Source organism: Vibrio sp. 1F169 (assembly GCF_041439605.1).
Taxonomy (GTDB): domain Bacteria; phylum Pseudomonadota; class Gammaproteobacteria; order Enterobacterales; family Vibrionaceae; genus Vibrio; species Vibrio tasmaniensis_A.
Window position 1 is genome coordinate 33,413 of sequence record NZ_JBGOOI010000018.1, and the last position, 16,702, is coordinate 50,114.

The 16,702-nt window shown below is 43.2% G+C and carries 10 protein-coding genes and 1 pseudogene; 4 read left to right on the plus strand and 7 right to left on the minus strand.

Features of this window, described 5'->3' with window-relative positions; genetic code table 11:
* Nucleotides 1-179: 179 nt before the first annotated feature.
* The 4 genes from ACED53_RS09785 to ACED53_RS09800 form a co-directional block, all read right to left on the minus strand.
* Entirely contained in the window at nucleotides 180-1,331 is a 1,152-nt protein-coding gene (locus ACED53_RS09785; protein WP_017102789.1) for an HNH endonuclease, read from the minus strand.
* Nucleotides 1,331-2,032 (minus strand): flagellar motor protein MotB, encoded by a 702-nt coding sequence (locus ACED53_RS09790; RefSeq protein ID WP_371708850.1) that lies wholly within the window; start codon nucleotides 2,030-2,032, stop codon nucleotides 1,331-1,333. The genes ACED53_RS09785 and ACED53_RS09790 overlap by 1 nt, the downstream gene beginning before the upstream one ends.
* Complete coding sequence (locus ACED53_RS09795; RefSeq protein WP_371715245.1) at nucleotides 2,032-3,735, minus strand: hypothetical protein; 1,704 nt, start codon at nucleotides 3,733-3,735, stop codon at nucleotides 2,032-2,034. The genes ACED53_RS09790 and ACED53_RS09795 overlap by 1 nt, the downstream gene beginning before the upstream one ends.
* 599 nt (nucleotides 3,736-4,334) lie before the next feature.
* The gene (locus ACED53_RS09800; protein ID WP_029236513.1) at nucleotides 4,335-4,550 is read right to left on the minus strand and encodes a hypothetical protein; all 216 of its coding nucleotides are present in this window, start codon (nucleotides 4,548-4,550) and stop codon (nucleotides 4,335-4,337) included.
* Nucleotides 4,551-4,975: 425 nt separating this feature from the next.
* Between ACED53_RS09800 and ACED53_RS09805 the strand changes: the two genes are divergently transcribed.
* Nucleotides 4,976-5,857, plus strand: a complete 882-nt coding sequence (locus ACED53_RS09805) for an FRG domain-containing protein (RefSeq protein ID WP_017061853.1) — start codon at nucleotides 4,976-4,978, stop codon at nucleotides 5,855-5,857.
* A gap of 423 nt (nucleotides 5,858-6,280) precedes the next feature.
* A complete protein-coding gene (locus ACED53_RS09810; protein ID WP_017061854.1) occupies nucleotides 6,281-6,991 on the plus strand; it encodes a phospholipase D family protein in 711 nt (236 codons plus the stop codon).
* A 65-nt stretch (nucleotides 6,992-7,056) separates the two neighbouring features.
* On the opposite strand, the gene ACED53_RS09815 is transcribed toward ACED53_RS09810, so the two are convergent.
* Entirely contained in the window at nucleotides 7,057-7,356 is a 300-nt protein-coding gene (locus tag ACED53_RS09815; protein WP_133152788.1) for a hypothetical protein, read from the minus strand.
* An 83-nt stretch (nucleotides 7,357-7,439) separates the two neighbouring features.
* Nucleotides 7,440-7,671, minus strand: a pseudogene (locus tag ACED53_RS09820) (regulator).
* A gap of 410 nt (nucleotides 7,672-8,081) precedes the next feature.
* Between ACED53_RS09820 and traD the strand changes: the two are divergent.
* Together traD and traI are read left to right on the plus strand one after the other, a co-directional pair.
* Nucleotides 8,082-10,121, plus strand: coding sequence for a type IV conjugative transfer system coupling protein TraD (gene traD / locus ACED53_RS09825; protein WP_017102203.1), 2,040 nt, complete (start codon nucleotides 8,082-8,084; stop codon nucleotides 10,119-10,121).
* A gap of 187 nt (nucleotides 10,122-10,308) precedes the next feature.
* On the plus strand, nucleotides 10,309-16,089 hold the full coding sequence (gene traI / locus ACED53_RS09830; RefSeq protein ID WP_102579846.1) for a conjugative transfer relaxase/helicase TraI: 5,781 nt from the start codon (nucleotides 10,309-10,311) through the stop codon (nucleotides 16,087-16,089).
* Nucleotides 16,090-16,110: 21 nt separating this feature from the next.
* Here the strand turns inward: traI and ACED53_RS09835 are convergent, their stop codons facing one another.
* A complete protein-coding gene (locus tag ACED53_RS09835; RefSeq protein WP_029222784.1) occupies nucleotides 16,111-16,470 on the minus strand; it encodes a hypothetical protein in 360 nt (119 codons plus the stop codon).
* Nucleotides 16,471-16,702: the final 232 nt, after the last annotated feature.

A 16,702-nucleotide genomic window follows, 5' to 3' on the forward strand; every position in this document is an offset into this window, starting at 1 on the left:
AAACCACTCTAAAGAGTGGCAATTTCTCCCAGTATCTGGGGTCAAGCCACACGAGATAATGGGTAGGTAGTAAAGCTATGTTAGTTCTAACGAACAGAAAAATCAACTCATATTGATAGTTTAAATCAAAGGGCAAAACCAATGGTCTGGCTCGAGTGAAAATATGAAAAAGGAATTGGCTATCTAACCTCGCCTTGAAACAAATCAAATCTATCTAATGCGTCTTGAACTGTATATACCGACCATCCTGCGCCTTTAAGCTCTCTAGAGCTCTTGTGATTAATCACCACCGCCACTTTCTGATTATCCCAACACAAGTCAATAGAGACTTCATTTCCCTTTATGTTCTTACTTACGCCAACCTTGCCACAGGGAAGTCGATTCTTTTGACACTTTGATATTAAGCCAACAAGAGCAGGATCGGCATAAAGCATTAGATCTTGGTAGCTGTCAAACGGAGTTACAACGCCCTGCTCTTCCCTTAGCTTGTTGATGGTCAAAGTTGTCTCGTTGCTCACGCACAAGTGACCATGATGAGGCTGTTTCCTGTGACAGTCAGCACACAAGGCTCTAAGGTTCGCCCTCTTGTTGTCTGCCTTGTTCCCGTTAACATGGTGAGTGTGAAGTAGCTTTTTGTGATCTTTTAGGCAAACACTGCAATGTTGACAGGTGTAATTCAGTTCGCTTCTGAAGCTCGATGATATCGATGCCCAATCAGGAGAGTACCCACCACTGTAGTAATCGGCAGTAGAGGTTGGTATTGTCTCGAAGTGGGAACTGTATGACTCAAACAACCTCACGAACGAGAAATTGATAATGAACGATTTCTGCTCCTCGTATGTCTTCTCGGTATAGCCCTCTACATTCAGTTCCTTCATACACATAATGCATGGTGATAAATCAGATTCACCCTTTGAGTCCTGACCTGAGTGAAAAGAACGACCAAAGACCGGAAACTTGCCATCGCTTCGACTTGTCACCACATATCTATTGTGAAAACGCCCTTTTTCGCGCATATCAATTATTGTTTTACACTCTGCGACATGAACACGCCTTGCAGACTTACACTTACCGTTACTAATAACTTCGCTTATGCTTGGCCCCTGGTCGGGTATGTAGAGCATTACCTGATGACCGTCGTAACTTAGTACACCATTTGAGCCGTCAATCTCATCTAACTGAATGTCTTTACCTAGTACCTTGCCTTGAACTAGACCACGAGTAACGCTCTCTAGATTGTCTGAGCGCCTTGTTAAGGTAAAATCAGATCTCACTGCCCCCAACGGGGCAATAGCTTTATACAGGGCGCCAAAGTCGATATTTAACTTCATCAGTTCTCACCAAGAATTTGTTTTATCTGTATGTCAGCGTTTGTAACGGCTCTAAACGAGACTCGACGTGATTTCTCTGGGTCTTCTAACCCGTCTACTTTGACCAACCTCGAGGAAGAGAACCCAACCGCAGCTACTCTGGAAGTTATCCAATCTGACTCTTCCGGCATTAAGCTGTAGCCGTATTGCAAAACGGAGCGCGTTCTACCTTGTGACAACCTCATATTGTAAAAATAAGCCTGCTCTTTGGTTGAGCCTCTAAGACCTGCGCTAGATGTGTGCCCCTCAATTCTCACTTCATCAATCGAGTCGCGAAACGGCTTAAGAACCTCGATATAGCGTGGGAAGAACTGATTTAAGATCCTCTTGTAAGCAGGCTTAATCTTTGTCTGGTTGTTTGCGAACAGTACGTCAGGTGACTTGAAGTTGAATGACAGAGTTTCCTTATCAATCTCTGCTCCCCATAAATCCAAATCGCCTTTGAATTCATTCACTAAAGCATCGTAAATGGCAACTTGGTTCTCTTGATAGGCAACTGCTACATCTTTTATCTTCTGGCTTTCTTTCTGAGTCTTGAGCATGAATACGATGGCGATAAATAAAAACACCATCCTTAAGCCGGCCATTAGGTCTGAGATGGAAAGCCAATGCTCTCCATTCTCCTCTTCGGCGGCATTGCTTTTACCGAATATCTTGTCCATTAGGCAACTCGCTCGTTAACGATCTCATTCATTGCCTGAGTCAGCTTCACATAATCCTCTACAAACTTGCCTGTCACCTGAGTAAGAGCTCGTCCCATCTCAGTAATGACACGGTTAATCTCTTGCTGCATAGACTCATCAATCAACTTGAGCTGAGAATCTACCGCCTCGCCAGTTAACCCGACTTGGTTTCGAATACTCTCTTCCATCGCCTCGAACGTGCGTCTAGCTTGATTAATTTGCTGAGTTGATGCCTCGTCGATAACGTCAGACAACCTTTGTTGTAACTTATCTGCCGAATTAACAATCGCCTCAGACACTTTGTTGGTATCGGTAACTAGGTTCTGGTTAGCGGTGGTCATCGTTTCTGACATCTGCTTGGCATCAGTAACTAGCATTTCAATCATGCCGCGCATAGTGTTATTCAGATCAGAAACAGCGTCTTCTAGGTGCTGCTTGATAATTCCAGTTTGGTCTTGAAGGTAGTCGGAGCTTGTTTTGAGGCTTTCGTTCGTTCTAGCTGCATTATCTGTAAATTCAGTTGCAGCCAAATCTATAGACTTGCCGATAGTTTCAGAGCTCTCTATTAGCTTTTCGCTGACATTGTTTATGCCTTTCTCGGCTTCAGTGAGCATATCGGCATAGTGGGTATTAGCAGTCTCGACTGATTTAGATATACTACTCACCACATTCTCTATCTGGTTTTGAATCTCCGGCACGGCTTCAACCGCTTTGTCTCTCATATCCCTGAATGCACCAAGATGACTCTCAAGCTCAGATATTTGGTGATTGCAGACCTCCATGATTTCTTTAAGTTGAATCATAGCTTCAGGTAACACTTTACTGTGCTCGCTGATTGTCGCGACCGAAGACTCGGTAGAGGCAATTGATTTTACGCCCAGCTCATACTGGCTCTGCATTTTCTCGAGTTGGTTTTTGTAATCTTCTTGCCACCTAACGAGAAGCAACACTGCCTCGTTTAGCTGTTTGAAGTTGTCGCCAAACTGCTCTGTCAGATTGCTATTGAAGTCAGTAATAACCTGCTTAAGCGCCTCTATAACCTGCTCTGTCGCAGATTTCGACAAGACATCGGCAAACTCCTGCATCTTGAGCCACAAATTCGTGGAAAACTCTTTAAATCTCTCTTCTTCAGTTTCGGCCCTTTCATCAAGCGTCTTTCGGGATAGCTTAGCATTGTCGTTTATGTCGCTGCGAATCATCTTGAATTGACCAAGCAACGTAGACTCTTCGTTACCGACTAGAGCATCTTTCAAAGCCTTTGTTTCTGTGGATTGAGACTGTATTGCAGAAAGAATATCTTCCGGTGTCGCGCCAAGTTTTTGCTCTTTCGCTTTTTTGGGTTTGAAGAGAGGAATAGTGCTGAGCGTCTTAAGTAATAGAGATGCGAAGATCCCCATCAGACTCGTTATGAACGCTGTCTTAAGACCAGCTAGAAGTGGAGGTATGCTTGTTTCGATATTGCTTTGATCGAACTCTAACAAGCCAAGCACAATCCCGAAGAACGTACCGAATATACCCAATGTGGTTAAAAGAGTTGGTGCGTAGTTAACGAAATCTCTGTTTCTGCCTTTCTTTCCTAGCCAGATTGCTACAAAGAATACACCGATGATTAGCACTGCTACTAGGGTGCTTACAACCCCAGCACTTAGGCTTAAAAGAATCATCTCTAATTGTTCTAACATTATATATTCTCGTTGATTTAATAGTGGTTCGGCTTTATCTCCAACTTTGAAAGTGAAAGAGGAGATTAAGGATTATTTTTATAACATGGTTCACAGTCATAAGGTGCTGTCGAGTTGCCCTTATCTACATTGTTTATCTGATCCGTTTTTGTGTTCATTCATAATCGAGATGAGGAACCAACATTTACTGATCTGTATAAATCAACAATGGTTCAAGTTAGAGATAAATAGAGCCAGATTTAACGTAACCTCATGTAATATTAGCCAAAAATAAGACATTTTAGTTAGCGCTAATTTTACTTATCGCGTTAGCTTCCCACAACTTACTTTGCAATCCCTTTAGTTATTGATATTTCGCCAAATAGCAAAGACAATAGCTAATAAACATCAAGAATCTTGATAGGTAGAATGTTTACCGTGACAATTTCTAGTTCGAAAGTGTCCAGAGGCGTTAAAGCTGGGCTAACTCAGATTATAAGACTCAAAGTGGTATTTATGGGGGGATATAACTGAATAGAACCAAAACGCTTAACAAGTAGTGCTGTGTTGTCACGAAGAACGCCTCCTCATGGGAGACGTCTTTATCTACAATTCCCGCGTTAAGCTGGATCTTGCAAATACGGCTTATCGGCTACAACAAAGGGTTTAAACTCAGTGTGTGTAATGCGTGTTTTGTCCAACTTGTTCTTTGCTGTCCATTGAGTGTTATCTCTTAGGTACTTTCTGTTGTCTTCAGATTTCGATTTACCAACTAGCCCTAAATGATAATTCATTTCATGAACTTCGCTAAAATTCACGTAATCCCAATCGTTCATCGGAAAAACCTCCTTTAAATTATGCAACATTGCATATATGCATATATAGGCACCAAGAAAGGTTTTCAAGGGGAACGAAAGAAAGATATGTCGTCCACCCAACCATTGTTGGGTAGAATTTGAACTCATTCACATCCTATTTATGTACGTTTGCCCTTCTAGAAAGTTATCCATCCTTATAATATTCTTCACGGTGACTCCCCGTGATGTATCACGGAGGTAAATTCGACCTATCTATCAGCACTCACATAGCCCTGCTCTAGTTGCAAGCTTGCGCGCTAGTTTTTACACGCCTAGAGATAAGTGATTGTTAGTCAATAGAAAACTCTAGTAGACTTACCATGTTAGTTTAAGTTCGGAACTTCTAAAACTGAAGACTCTCGCTAGAAACTATTTTAATGGCTTATACTTTAAGAGTTTTACTCATGTACGACATAGATATTACTTACGAATCAGCAAAAGAGCTTATTGATGAACTCTTAGGTGATAACATTTTCAACCCAAAAAGCTTATTTGATGTGAGTGAAAAATATGTTTGTAACTATATTTTTCGTGGACAAGGTAACAAGTCCTGGTCTCTATTGCCAACTGCTCACCGTGACGAAAGTAGCTTGAAGGATTTCACGCCTCAATCTCCAGTAAATCGAAGTGATGTTGGCCAATACTTGAAACTTCATAATCATGCAGAAATTCGCTCTGTATATCTATTTCTAGAAGCTGCTGATCATATCGGTTTACAGACTCCTATTGATTACAACCTTTTCAAAGGAGTAGTAACTGAAGACGATGATACATTCGATCACCAACTTCTCCCTAGTATTGCTTTGGCACAACACCATGGTGTACCGACTCGTTTATTAGATTGGACTGAGTCTCCTTTTGTAGCTGCCTATTTCGCCGCTAATTCAGCGTTAAACAATGCACCGGATACTCATTTTTCCATTCTTTGTATTAATACCAACATAATCAAAAATATTGAAAGTATAAACTTAATCTCGACGCCCAAAGTTAATAACAATTTTTTACGCGCGCAACGAGGTTTATTCACCCTAGTGAACACGTCTAATCATTTTTATAAAGCAAAAAAACGGTGGCCGACTTTGGAAGAAACTGTGATCAGTGAACGCTCGAAGTCATTAAATTACGCACGTCCTCCAACCGTTCGTCTATCATTACCGTCGTCAGAAGCTAAAGAATTATTGAAGCTTCTATATAGGTTAGATATATCTAAATTAACTCTCATGCCTTCCTTAGAAAATGCCGCAACGTCATTCAAGAACAAAAGGATGCTATGGGGAAATAGTTAGTTTGTAGTCTTTTTTGTTGTTAAAAAACCGAACTCAATGAGTCCGGCTTCTTTCTCCTTGATATGACCAAAAAGGAGGACTGGCTAATCCACAAACAAGACACCTCTTTGCACCAGTCATGGTCACCTTATCAACAAGAGTCACGTCGTGTTAGTTAATGTAATTTATACTTTGAATTCGCATTGATAAACCATACTTTTCTCATCCTAGTTTTTGATTTTGCCTATCGCCTTAACAAGACCAAACCAGTGCATCGACGTCTAATAGCATTGATAAAATCAGAATAAACAATAGGTTGTGCCTTTCATACCAAACATAATCAGATATTGTGCGTCATGTTTGATGTATCAAATGACCAACTTGCTTTAACTGTGTTCTCGTCGTAATTTGTATGCGTTAGATTTTATATGTCAAGGATATGAAATGGCTAAGTTTTTAAACACAAGTGCTACAAACTACTATTTAGAAGAACTTATTAAGAATGCATCTGAAAGGTTGATACTCATCAGCCCTTTTTTGAAACTTAATGACCGAATCAGAGAGCTACTAGAAGATAAAGATCGATTAAAAATCGACATCAGAATTGTTTATGGAAAAAGCGAACTACAACCAGATGAGATTAACTGGCTTAAAGGTTTATCTTACATCCGTACTAGTTTCTGTAAAAACCTTCACGCTAAGTGCTACATTAACGAAAGCTCTTGTATCATCACTAGCTTAAACCTATATGAGTTCAGTCAAGTAAATAATAATGAAATGGGTATCTTCATCGACAGAGATGAAGACTCAGAGATTTACAAAGACTCTTATGAAGAAGCTCAACGTATTATTCGTATTAGTGATGAAGTTAGGATTTCACTAGAAAAGGTTTCATCTGACGCAGCTGAACCTGCAATTAGTGATGAATCAAATGCAGTTTTTGAAGAAACGAAAGTTACGTCTTCTAAACTCGCAAAGAAACATAAGCTAAAAACTGACGATTTTCTTCAAGCCTGTGTGTCGAAAGGGTATCTCTCGTTAGAAGATGGGAAACACACTTTAACTGAATCAGGCAAAGAACAAGGTGCTGAATTCAAATACAGCAAACGATTTGGTCCTTACTTTATTTGGCCTGAAGCTATCGATGTAGTTTAAGCCATGAAAAAGCCGAACTCAATGAGTCCGGCTTATTAAAATCAACAGTACGTGCAAGTGCTTTGCTACATATCGTCAGCTTTTACTGCTGTTGATATGAATGTTGTCCATACATCATCATGCTTTATAGTTACAAACTGCCCATCGTCGTCGCTATGCTTTTTTACTATCTCAGAACTTTCCAGATCTTTATTAGTAGGTTCAGCATGAACGTGACAATGTCTTGACCCCGTAGGAACACCCCAAGCTGAACAGTTTGTTCGACAATAATGACAACCGTCAGAAGCTGTACGTCCGGGATGACTCAATGTCGGCATTGAAACTGTAGAAATAGTTAAACCAACGAGTAATAACAACTTTTTCATAATAGTACTCATCTTTTTATAAGGAGAGTTAATCTATCACTTTCATATGGCATAAACTGCGACTTAGATCATTCACCTAATGTTCAACAATATACGTATTCTATGGCCTGATCTTTGATAATGCTTCTAGCAAGTTTTAGTAGGTGCGTTGAGGTTTTAATCTCTAGATCCGATTGAATCCCCAAAAGAGCAATTCCTGCTAATATTTGTTGTGGCCTAACCACTTGGCCAGTTGGTAGCTCCATTCTATCGTATAACATTTTGAACTGTACCCAGTCCTCACAGTTTTGAAACACAGTTCAGCTACCTCGTCATTTGGCACTCTAACTCTCGAAAAATGTAATTCTTACTCATTTCGCGATACTTAAATGATAAAAGCTCTAAATACAAGAGGTTGAACTGATTTTATAAGATATGCATCATTAAACATAATCAGACAAAGTGCGCACTGTACGAAGAAGTACTAATTGGCAAATTTGCCTTATAAAAAGTTATTCATTAATCGCTAATGTTAGAATTCCTGAAACACATTTATGTCCAAAAACGTTTTTGAAACGGCTCAATCTTAATTGTGATCACCAAGCTATTCTGTCGTATCTTAGCCTTGGCAGTCGTAATACACCTCTTTTGCAGCTTGTAGCCCTATTTCAGATTTCATCAAACCGAACAAAAGCGCCTCACTCAGTGTGGGCGCTTTTTTGTTTTCCTTCACAAGGAGTTTTTCTATGTCTACGACTCGTGGTGGTCAAATCACTTTTCACAACATTCGAATGTGGTGGCAAGTGAACGTGACCACAATCAAGTACCTCAATATCTTCGCGGCCTTGCTCGGCCTTCTCACCACTTACCTCCTCACCTCGGCCAACACATTAACGGGTGCCTACTACTACAGTATCTTTTGGCTGTTCAACAAATTAGGTTTTAGCCTAAAGCGCAACGTGGTGATCGAATGGGAAGAGCAACGCTACAGCAGCACCCTTGGCCAACAACTGCAAAACCCCATATTGTCACAGTGCTACCAAGAATTACTGCAAGCCCTGTTCGTTGGCCTAGTAGTCTCTGTGGTCACTTCCACCGTGCTGTTTGTGATTATCAACCACTGGTTTAAGAGAAAAGGGCAAGAGCAAAGCGAAGATAACCACATTCGCGGCTTTCAATTGGCTGAGCCTAAAGCCGTCACCGCAGAACTAAAAAAGAAGAAAAAACTCTCTCCTTTTGCGCTCGATGGTCACAAGCTTTTTGTTGATAGGTTTGAGGTCAAGCACTTAATGATTGACGGTACCACAGGCGCAGGTAAATCCGTTGCGATTCGCAAGCTATTGCGCTGGATACGGGCACGAGGCGATAAAGCCATCATCTACGATAAAGGCTGCGATTTTGTCAGTAAATTCTATGACCCGCATAAAGACGTGATTTTAAATCCCTTCGATGAGCGTTGCGCTGCCTGGGATATTTGGAGTGATGCCAAAGAAGCCCCTGACTTTGAATCGCTCGCGGCCGCGCTTATTCCACAACACGGCGAAGGCGATCCGTTTTGGGTGGATTCCGCACGAACCATTTTCGCAGCAACCACCTATCAAATGATGCTCGATGACAAACACGAATGTACCATTGAAAATTTGCTGCACATTATCTTAACATCTGAGCTTTCAACGTTAGGTGAACACTTAAAAGGCACCGAAGCCAGCTCCCTAGTCTCGAAAAGTATCGAGAAGACGGCGATATCCATCAAATCGGTCCTGGCGACTTACATTAAGTCTTTGCGTTACTTACATGGTTTGGATGAAAAAGACGCCCAAGGTCACCGTAAACATGCGCCATTTTCGATCACAGATTGGGTGCAAGATGAATCCCAGCAAGGGTTTTTATTCCTATCGAGCAATGCAAGACAACACACCGCACTCAGACCACTGATCTCTATGTGGCTCGCGATTGCCTCCAACGCCATTCTAGGGATGGAGCCCGATGACGACCGCCGAATTTGGGTGGTCATCGATGAAATGCCTACATTACATAAACTGCCTGAACTCACGCACATTATTTCTGAAGTGCGTAAATTTGGAGGGTGTTATTTACTGGGTTTGCAATCTTACGCTCAATTAGAAACCACTTACGGGCGCAACGCGGCGAGAGTCATTTTTGATTTGCTCAACACGCGTTTTTTCTTCCGCGCCCCTTCAAAAGCGATGGCCACCATTTCCTCGGATGATCTTGGTGAGCAAGAAATCGATATCTCACGAGAAAATATCTCTTACGGGGCGAACGCATTGCGTGACGGTGTCTCACTCGGCCATCAAAACAAAACGCGTCCTGTGGTTTCTCCTGCCGAAATCCAAGGTTTGGATGATTTAGAGTGTTACTTACGCACCCCTAACTCTATGCTCATCACTAAGCTGCAACTGAAGTACGACCGCATGAGCAATCTCCAACCCTCCTTCATCAAACGCAGCCTACCAGGCGGGAAAGCAATGGAGAGTATCGACCAAGCCTTGATTTTTCATGAGTTAATTGCGTTGCATGAGCTCGATGAAACCCAAAGAAACCGATTACTTGCCATTCAACAAAGTACCTATGAAGACGAAGAAGAGCAGCAGCAAACCAGAACCCATCAAAAACAAACCCTTACCAAAGCACCGAAAAAGGAAAACCCGACCAATAACGCAGCCCAAAACCAACAGCTCGCTGAAAACACACAAAATGAACTACAACAAGAGACCGAAGAGGCGTCCATGACACAAGCAGAAACGGGCGAGATGTACGATTAACCACACGAAATGAAACATCAAGGAACATTTAGAGACCGAACACAATCTTGCCCTCCCCTGTAAAAAGCCTTTACCACCCTTTCATTCACATCAACGCCGTCCGCTACCCCATTCGTACCACACCCAAATCACCGGCATTGCGCTGACGTGGCGGCTTTGCTGCGCCCCAACAAAAGGAAAACACCTTATGATGTCCATTAGCCCTCTTAAATCCGCCTCTGGCGCCGCCAAGTATTACTTAAACGAAGAAAACACCCAAGAGACCCCTGACATTTCTCTCGAAAAAGACAGCAACGACAACTACTACCTTAAAGAAAACAGTCCCAATGAAAACACCTTTTGGCATGGTCAGTTAGCCGAAGAAGCAGGCCTACTCGGTAAACCGGTTGACCAAAAAACGTTAGAGTCCGTTTTATCTGGACACCTAGGCCATGAAACCATCAAAGGCAAACGCGACGATCATAAATCGGGGTTTGACCTAACCTTTTCTGCGCCAAAATCGGTCAGTGTACTTGCTCTCGTCGGGGGTGACACACGTTTAGTCGATGCGCATAACACGGCGGTCAAATTCGCGCTATCGCAATTAGAAAAAGACGTAGCACAAGCCACGCACATCAATGACGAAGGCGCTCGTGAGTTCATCAATACCGAATCCATGGCCTTTGCGGTCGTGCGCCATAAAACCAGTCGTGAAAACGACCCACAACTCCATTCCCACGCTTTGACGGCAAACATGACACGCGACAAAGAAGGGCAACTGCGTACACTCGCCTCTTCTCTCAAACAAAAAGGCGGCGTCATCAATGGGACAGGCGAGCGCATTTACAACTTCCAAAAGTACTACACCGCTCTTTACCAGAGTCAGCTTGCCAAAGAGAGCGAACAAATGGGTTATCAAATGCAAGGCGTGGGTAACGGCCAATTTGAAGCCAAAGGCCTCCCTCAAATCCTCCTTGATACGTTTTCTACTCGCAAACAACAGCTCGACCAACAAGCCTTAGTTTTTGGGGGGACGCAAGCGGCAAAAGATGTAGCCGCACTCGATACTCGCAAAGCCAAAACCTACGAAAGTGAGGCAACGCTCAATGCTCGCTGGCAACAAACGGTGTGCAATAAAGGCTATCAGCCCGAAGACTTGGTTAAAAACGCCCTCGGCATAGCTCAACAAGAGCATCACCCTGAACAAATCGCTAAAGACGCGTTTAGTCGCGCCGTTGAACACTTAGGGCAATACAACACGGCATTAAAACTGGAAAAGATTATAGAATTAGCCACGGCCGAGTTTACCAAAGGCGGCGTACAAGCCAATGCAATTGACCTTAAAGTGGTCGCAGACCAATGGGTGAAAGACGGGCCGCTTATCCCCCTTTCCATGAAAGGTCAATACACCACTCAAACCATGCTGAAAACCGAACAAGTGTTAATGGCGGCCAGCAAAGGGCGTACGCACCATATGCGTACTCCCGTCAATGACGCTACGTTAGATAAACTGAACCTCACTCAAGGCAACCGCCAAAAGGTGGCGGACATTTACCAGTCCACCAAACAGTTTCATGTGGTCAATGTGTTTGGTAACAGTGAGCAAATCGCGCAAAACCTATTGAACGTCGGCAACCATGTCGGTAAACGTGTCCACTTAGTGTCACAAAACGCCAAAGACAAACACCGTCATAGCCAAACCATCCAACGTGAAAGTCATACGATCGCAGCCTGGGTAAAACACCGATTTCAAGAAGAGCAGCGTCACTCTGTCCATAGTTTATTGCACTCAGACGTCCCTATGACCAACAAAGACATCCTTCTCGTCGACAGCGCCCACAAAATGAGCGCCAATGAGTTGATGGCTTTAAATACAAAAGCTAAGGGCTCGGGGAGCAAAGTCATCTTGCTGAACAACACGTCCAGTCGCCAAGGTTTTAAAGCCTATAACGCCATCGAGCTTTACCGCAAAGGCAACGTCGTCTCGCACTCTTGGGTAGACAGCAAACAGATAGACAGTAAGGTTGCCTTGCACAACAGCGATACGCGCACCCTCGCCAGAGCTTATACCTACTTATCAAACAAAGAAGACACACAAGTGCTGGCGACTTCTCACGTTGAACAACGAAGATTGACGGACGCGATCCGGACCTCTCTGCAGAACGAGGGTCAACTTGCCCGCAGTGGCATCACCTTGTTTACTCAGCAGCCTCATTATTTGTCTAAACCCCAACAGGAGTTAGCGCAACACTACAAGCCGGGCATGACCCTTCGCCATTGGGAAGAGGGAAAACCTCAAGAATTAGTGGTTTCAACATCGGATAAGGCAAACAATCGAGTCCATGTCCTCAGCAAAACCGATGGCCAAGAATACACCCTCGATCCCGCTTCCGCCGGATTCAAAGCCCTCAACATGCAGCTCTTTAAACCTGAATCGTTACAAGTCAACCAAGGTGAACGCCTCATAACCACCGGTAAGCACTTTCCATCCGGGTTGAACGCCAATGAACATTACGTGGTCACGGATATCTCTAAAGAAGCCCTAACGTTAACCGACACGCAAGGCGAATCAAAAACCTTATCCGTTGCAGCGCTGAAAGACGCACCACTAAAATACGACTATGTGCATTCCACCAGTCATATCGAACCAAGGCCGCACACTCTCATTTCAGGCAAAGCCTTTACGCTATCCAAAGCGCTCTTCCATGATCTGACCGAGAAAAGCGCGCGCATCGATGTGTTTACCGACAACCCCGATAAAGCCCAGGCCGCGCTTGAGAAAAGCGAAGTGAAGCTTTCTGCTATCGAGCGAGTGATGCACACTCAAAGTGTCAACGACCGCTACCTGACTGACACCACCGCCCTCACCGTCAAAAGCGACATCAAGCAAGCCCTCAACCTCTTAAACAAAGAGCAAAATTCACCACTGCAAGAGAAAGCGTTGAACTTTGCCCTGAGTCATCTTTCTGAAAAAGAAGCGGCGTTTACACAAAAAGCGTTAGTCGTCGAAGCGATCCGTTACGCTTTTGAAGAGGCCAATCAACCGATAATCAAAGAGCAAATTGAAACAGAGCTCGCCAAACGAAGTGATGTCCTCTCTGCCGAATACAACGATGGCACACGCTGGACCACCCAAGCGGCGCTCGATACCGAAAAGCACATTTTACGGAACATTGATCAAGGGAAAAATCAACACAAGCCGTTTGCCACCCACAAACAAGTCAGAGATTATCTCGATGCACAGCCTCGCCTTACCCAAGGGCAAAAGGACGGCATCACCCTTATCTCAACGACCAAAGACAGTTTTGTGGCCGTGCAAGGTTTGGCAGGCACAGGTAAATCCACCCTGCTCGAATCCAACATTGAATTGATTCAACACGCTAGCCAAGCCAGTACACACTCACCTTCGCAAGTGATCGGTCTGGCGCCAACTCACGCCGCCGTCAGCGAACTGGAAAGCAAAGGGATACAAGCGCAAACGCTGGAAAGCTTACTGACCGACCTAAGACGTGGCATCACCTTACCAGAGGACTACAAAAACACCCTATTCTTCCTCGATGAAAGCTCGATGGTCAGCAACCAACAAGCCAAAGAGCTCACCGACCTTGTATTACAAAGCGGCTCCAAAGCCACCTTGCTTGGGGATAAAGAGCAGCTGCTTTCTCTTAATGCCGGTAAACCGTTTGAATTGAGCATGAGCCAAGGACTCCTCGATACGGCTTTTATGACCGACATCATTCGTCAGAAGAATGAAATACTGCTTGGCGCCGTGCACAACATTGTTGATAAACAGCCAGACAGCGCCCTCAGTAAACTCTCTCAGCAAGGCCCTGATACGCTCGGTAGCACGCAACATATCATTTCCACCCTCGATGAGAGTGCGAAAGACCAAAGCAAAGCACAGCTAATCGCCACCGAAAAGCTGCCTTACGCTGTAGCGCAGGACTACCTTGCCCGTACGCCCGAAACGCGAGAAAACACGCTTATCATTGCTTACACGAATAATGAGCGTGACCACATCACTGAGCACATTCGTGTCGGACTGATGAAAACACGGGAGATAGGCCAAGAGAACATCACCACCACCCGATTGCGCTCTACAGGTGATAGCAAAGAAGAGTTAGCCACTATGATGCCTTATCAGAAAGGGCTCATTTTAAGCACCAAACCAGGAGAGTACGACCTCATTACCCACGTTGATTCGGAGCACGGTGTGGTGACACTTCAAGACGTGAATACAGGTAAGACAAAACCGTTTTTGCCACGCAACAAAGACCACAAATACACGTCACTCTTCGCTCAATCAGAAAAGCCGCTTTCAACCGGTGATAAAATCATGACCCGCTTTACCGACAAAGCGCGAGGCATTAAAGCCAATGTGGAATACACCATCAGCCATGCCACCAAGGAAGAAATCACCGCGCTTTCGAAAGAGGGGCAAACGTTAAACCTCAACCCAAACCAACTCAAAGATGGGCATTGGGATTACGCTTACACCAGAACCGCAGATATGGCGCAAGGAGCGACGTATCAGTCCGTCATTACCACCCTCAAAGGCAAAGGCGCACTGACGAACTTAAGACGCGCTTACATCGATTTGAGCCGGGCGAGTACTCATGTAAAACTCTTTACCGACAACCCAAAACAGATGATGAAGAGCTGGTTATCGAAAGAGGTCAATAAACACAGTGCCATTGAAACCATTGATAACATTGCACCACAAAGTACCCCTTACTTTAATGACAAAGCCCTACCTCATGAAGACGTGCGTTATCAAAATAGAAACGGAGATTTTGACTACAACCAATTTAAAGAGCACATCAACCAAGCATTACCTAAATACACCGAAAGCTTAGCCATCAACCTATTGGGACAACCAAACCCATCTAAATCAGACCGTGATTATCTCACCTTTGGCATTGGGAAATCGGCTATAAAAGTATCGTTAACGGGTGAGTATCGAGGGTATTTCAAAGACTATACAACCGGTGAAAAAGGCTCACTAATCAATTTAATGATGAATAGTAAGAAAATAGATTATAAGGAGGCAATGAAAGAAGCCCACAAAATGCTCAATGAGCCAGAAAGATACCAACTGGAAGAAAACAGCAAACATGAAAAATTGCTCAACACTACCCCAAGACATATTGCGCAGTTTGAAGAAAGGGCAAAAGAGTATATACAAACCAGTCAACCACTCACGGGCACATTGGCAGAGATCTACCTAAATAAATTCGGGATTGAACACCCTAAAAATGACCATGTTCACTTTCATCAAGCGGTATATTCCTCAGAGGACAAAACATTTCACCCGGCGATGATAACCAACATTCACGATAAAAAAGGAGAAACAAAAGCGATCGAAGTCACTTATTTAGACGGGCAAGGAAATAAAGATCCGGCACTCGAGATCAATCCAAGGACATTAGGCACTAAATCCAAACAAATGACGCAATTTCATCAAGGCAGTGATTTGCACACTACCATCATCAGTACCTCAATAGAAAATGCTTTTATTATCAATCAAGCTCACCAAGGTCAATACGACATTATCAATGTCAATCATAAGAATGACATCCAGAATATTTCCACCGATGAACTCAGACAGAATATAGTGATTGTACTGAGTCAAGGCAATACTGAGTTGAACCCCAACAACATTGAAAAAATCATGGCGAACTTTTCAGATAGAGATATTCATTTTGTTTCACCTGACAACATGCTTGAGGAAATTAAACAGGGTATTGAACAATACCATCAACAAGCGCATCAACAAAAAGAGGAATTCGACACACCCACTCAAGACCATGATTCATTAACCGACAAGCCGGACACTGATATTAATCAACACAAAAAAGAAATCAAAGATAAAGAGCTTGATCACTTCGACAGTAAAGAAACCTCCCCTCAAAAATCGTTTGATTTTAATCATGAGCGTGACAACAACAATGACCAATATAATAAACCAGATAAAGAGTTAGAGCGGTAGAAAAAGGGTATGTCCAATGGACTACCCTTTTTTTTCGCCTGCCAGAAACTCATCAACTTTATTATCAATATCAGATTTAACCTGTTGCCTAAAGGGTTTGGATTCTTTTTGATCTCGGAATAATTTTTCACCATCAAAGGTTTGTCCATGAACCACATCAGTGATCGCAGATGAGCCGCGAACGACACGATAAATCTCTTCCATCAACGCACGGTTCGATGGACTATCATCCTCACTGTCATTGAGTTTGATGCGCAGTGCCAACATCAAAAGTTGCCGTGTAGCCTCTGCATCACTTAACGCTTCCTTATCCCTAAACGTCTTAAAATCTTGCGCTAACTTTCCACGTAAAGAACTTTGTAGCGGATAAGAACGTGTCATATTGCCCTCCTCAAGCTCAATTAAAAGCATTATTATTTCAATGAAATTTCAATCAACTAATTTTATAAAATACTCCTCAGTACTTGTCAATAAAGGGATCAATCAACATTCAATGATTTCAAATTGTAAATACATTGAAAATGCTCTCATCGCTTTATCTATAAGGGATCAATCAATATTCATTGAAAATATATATTTATCCATTGAAATTTAATCGGCTAATTAGTGTAAT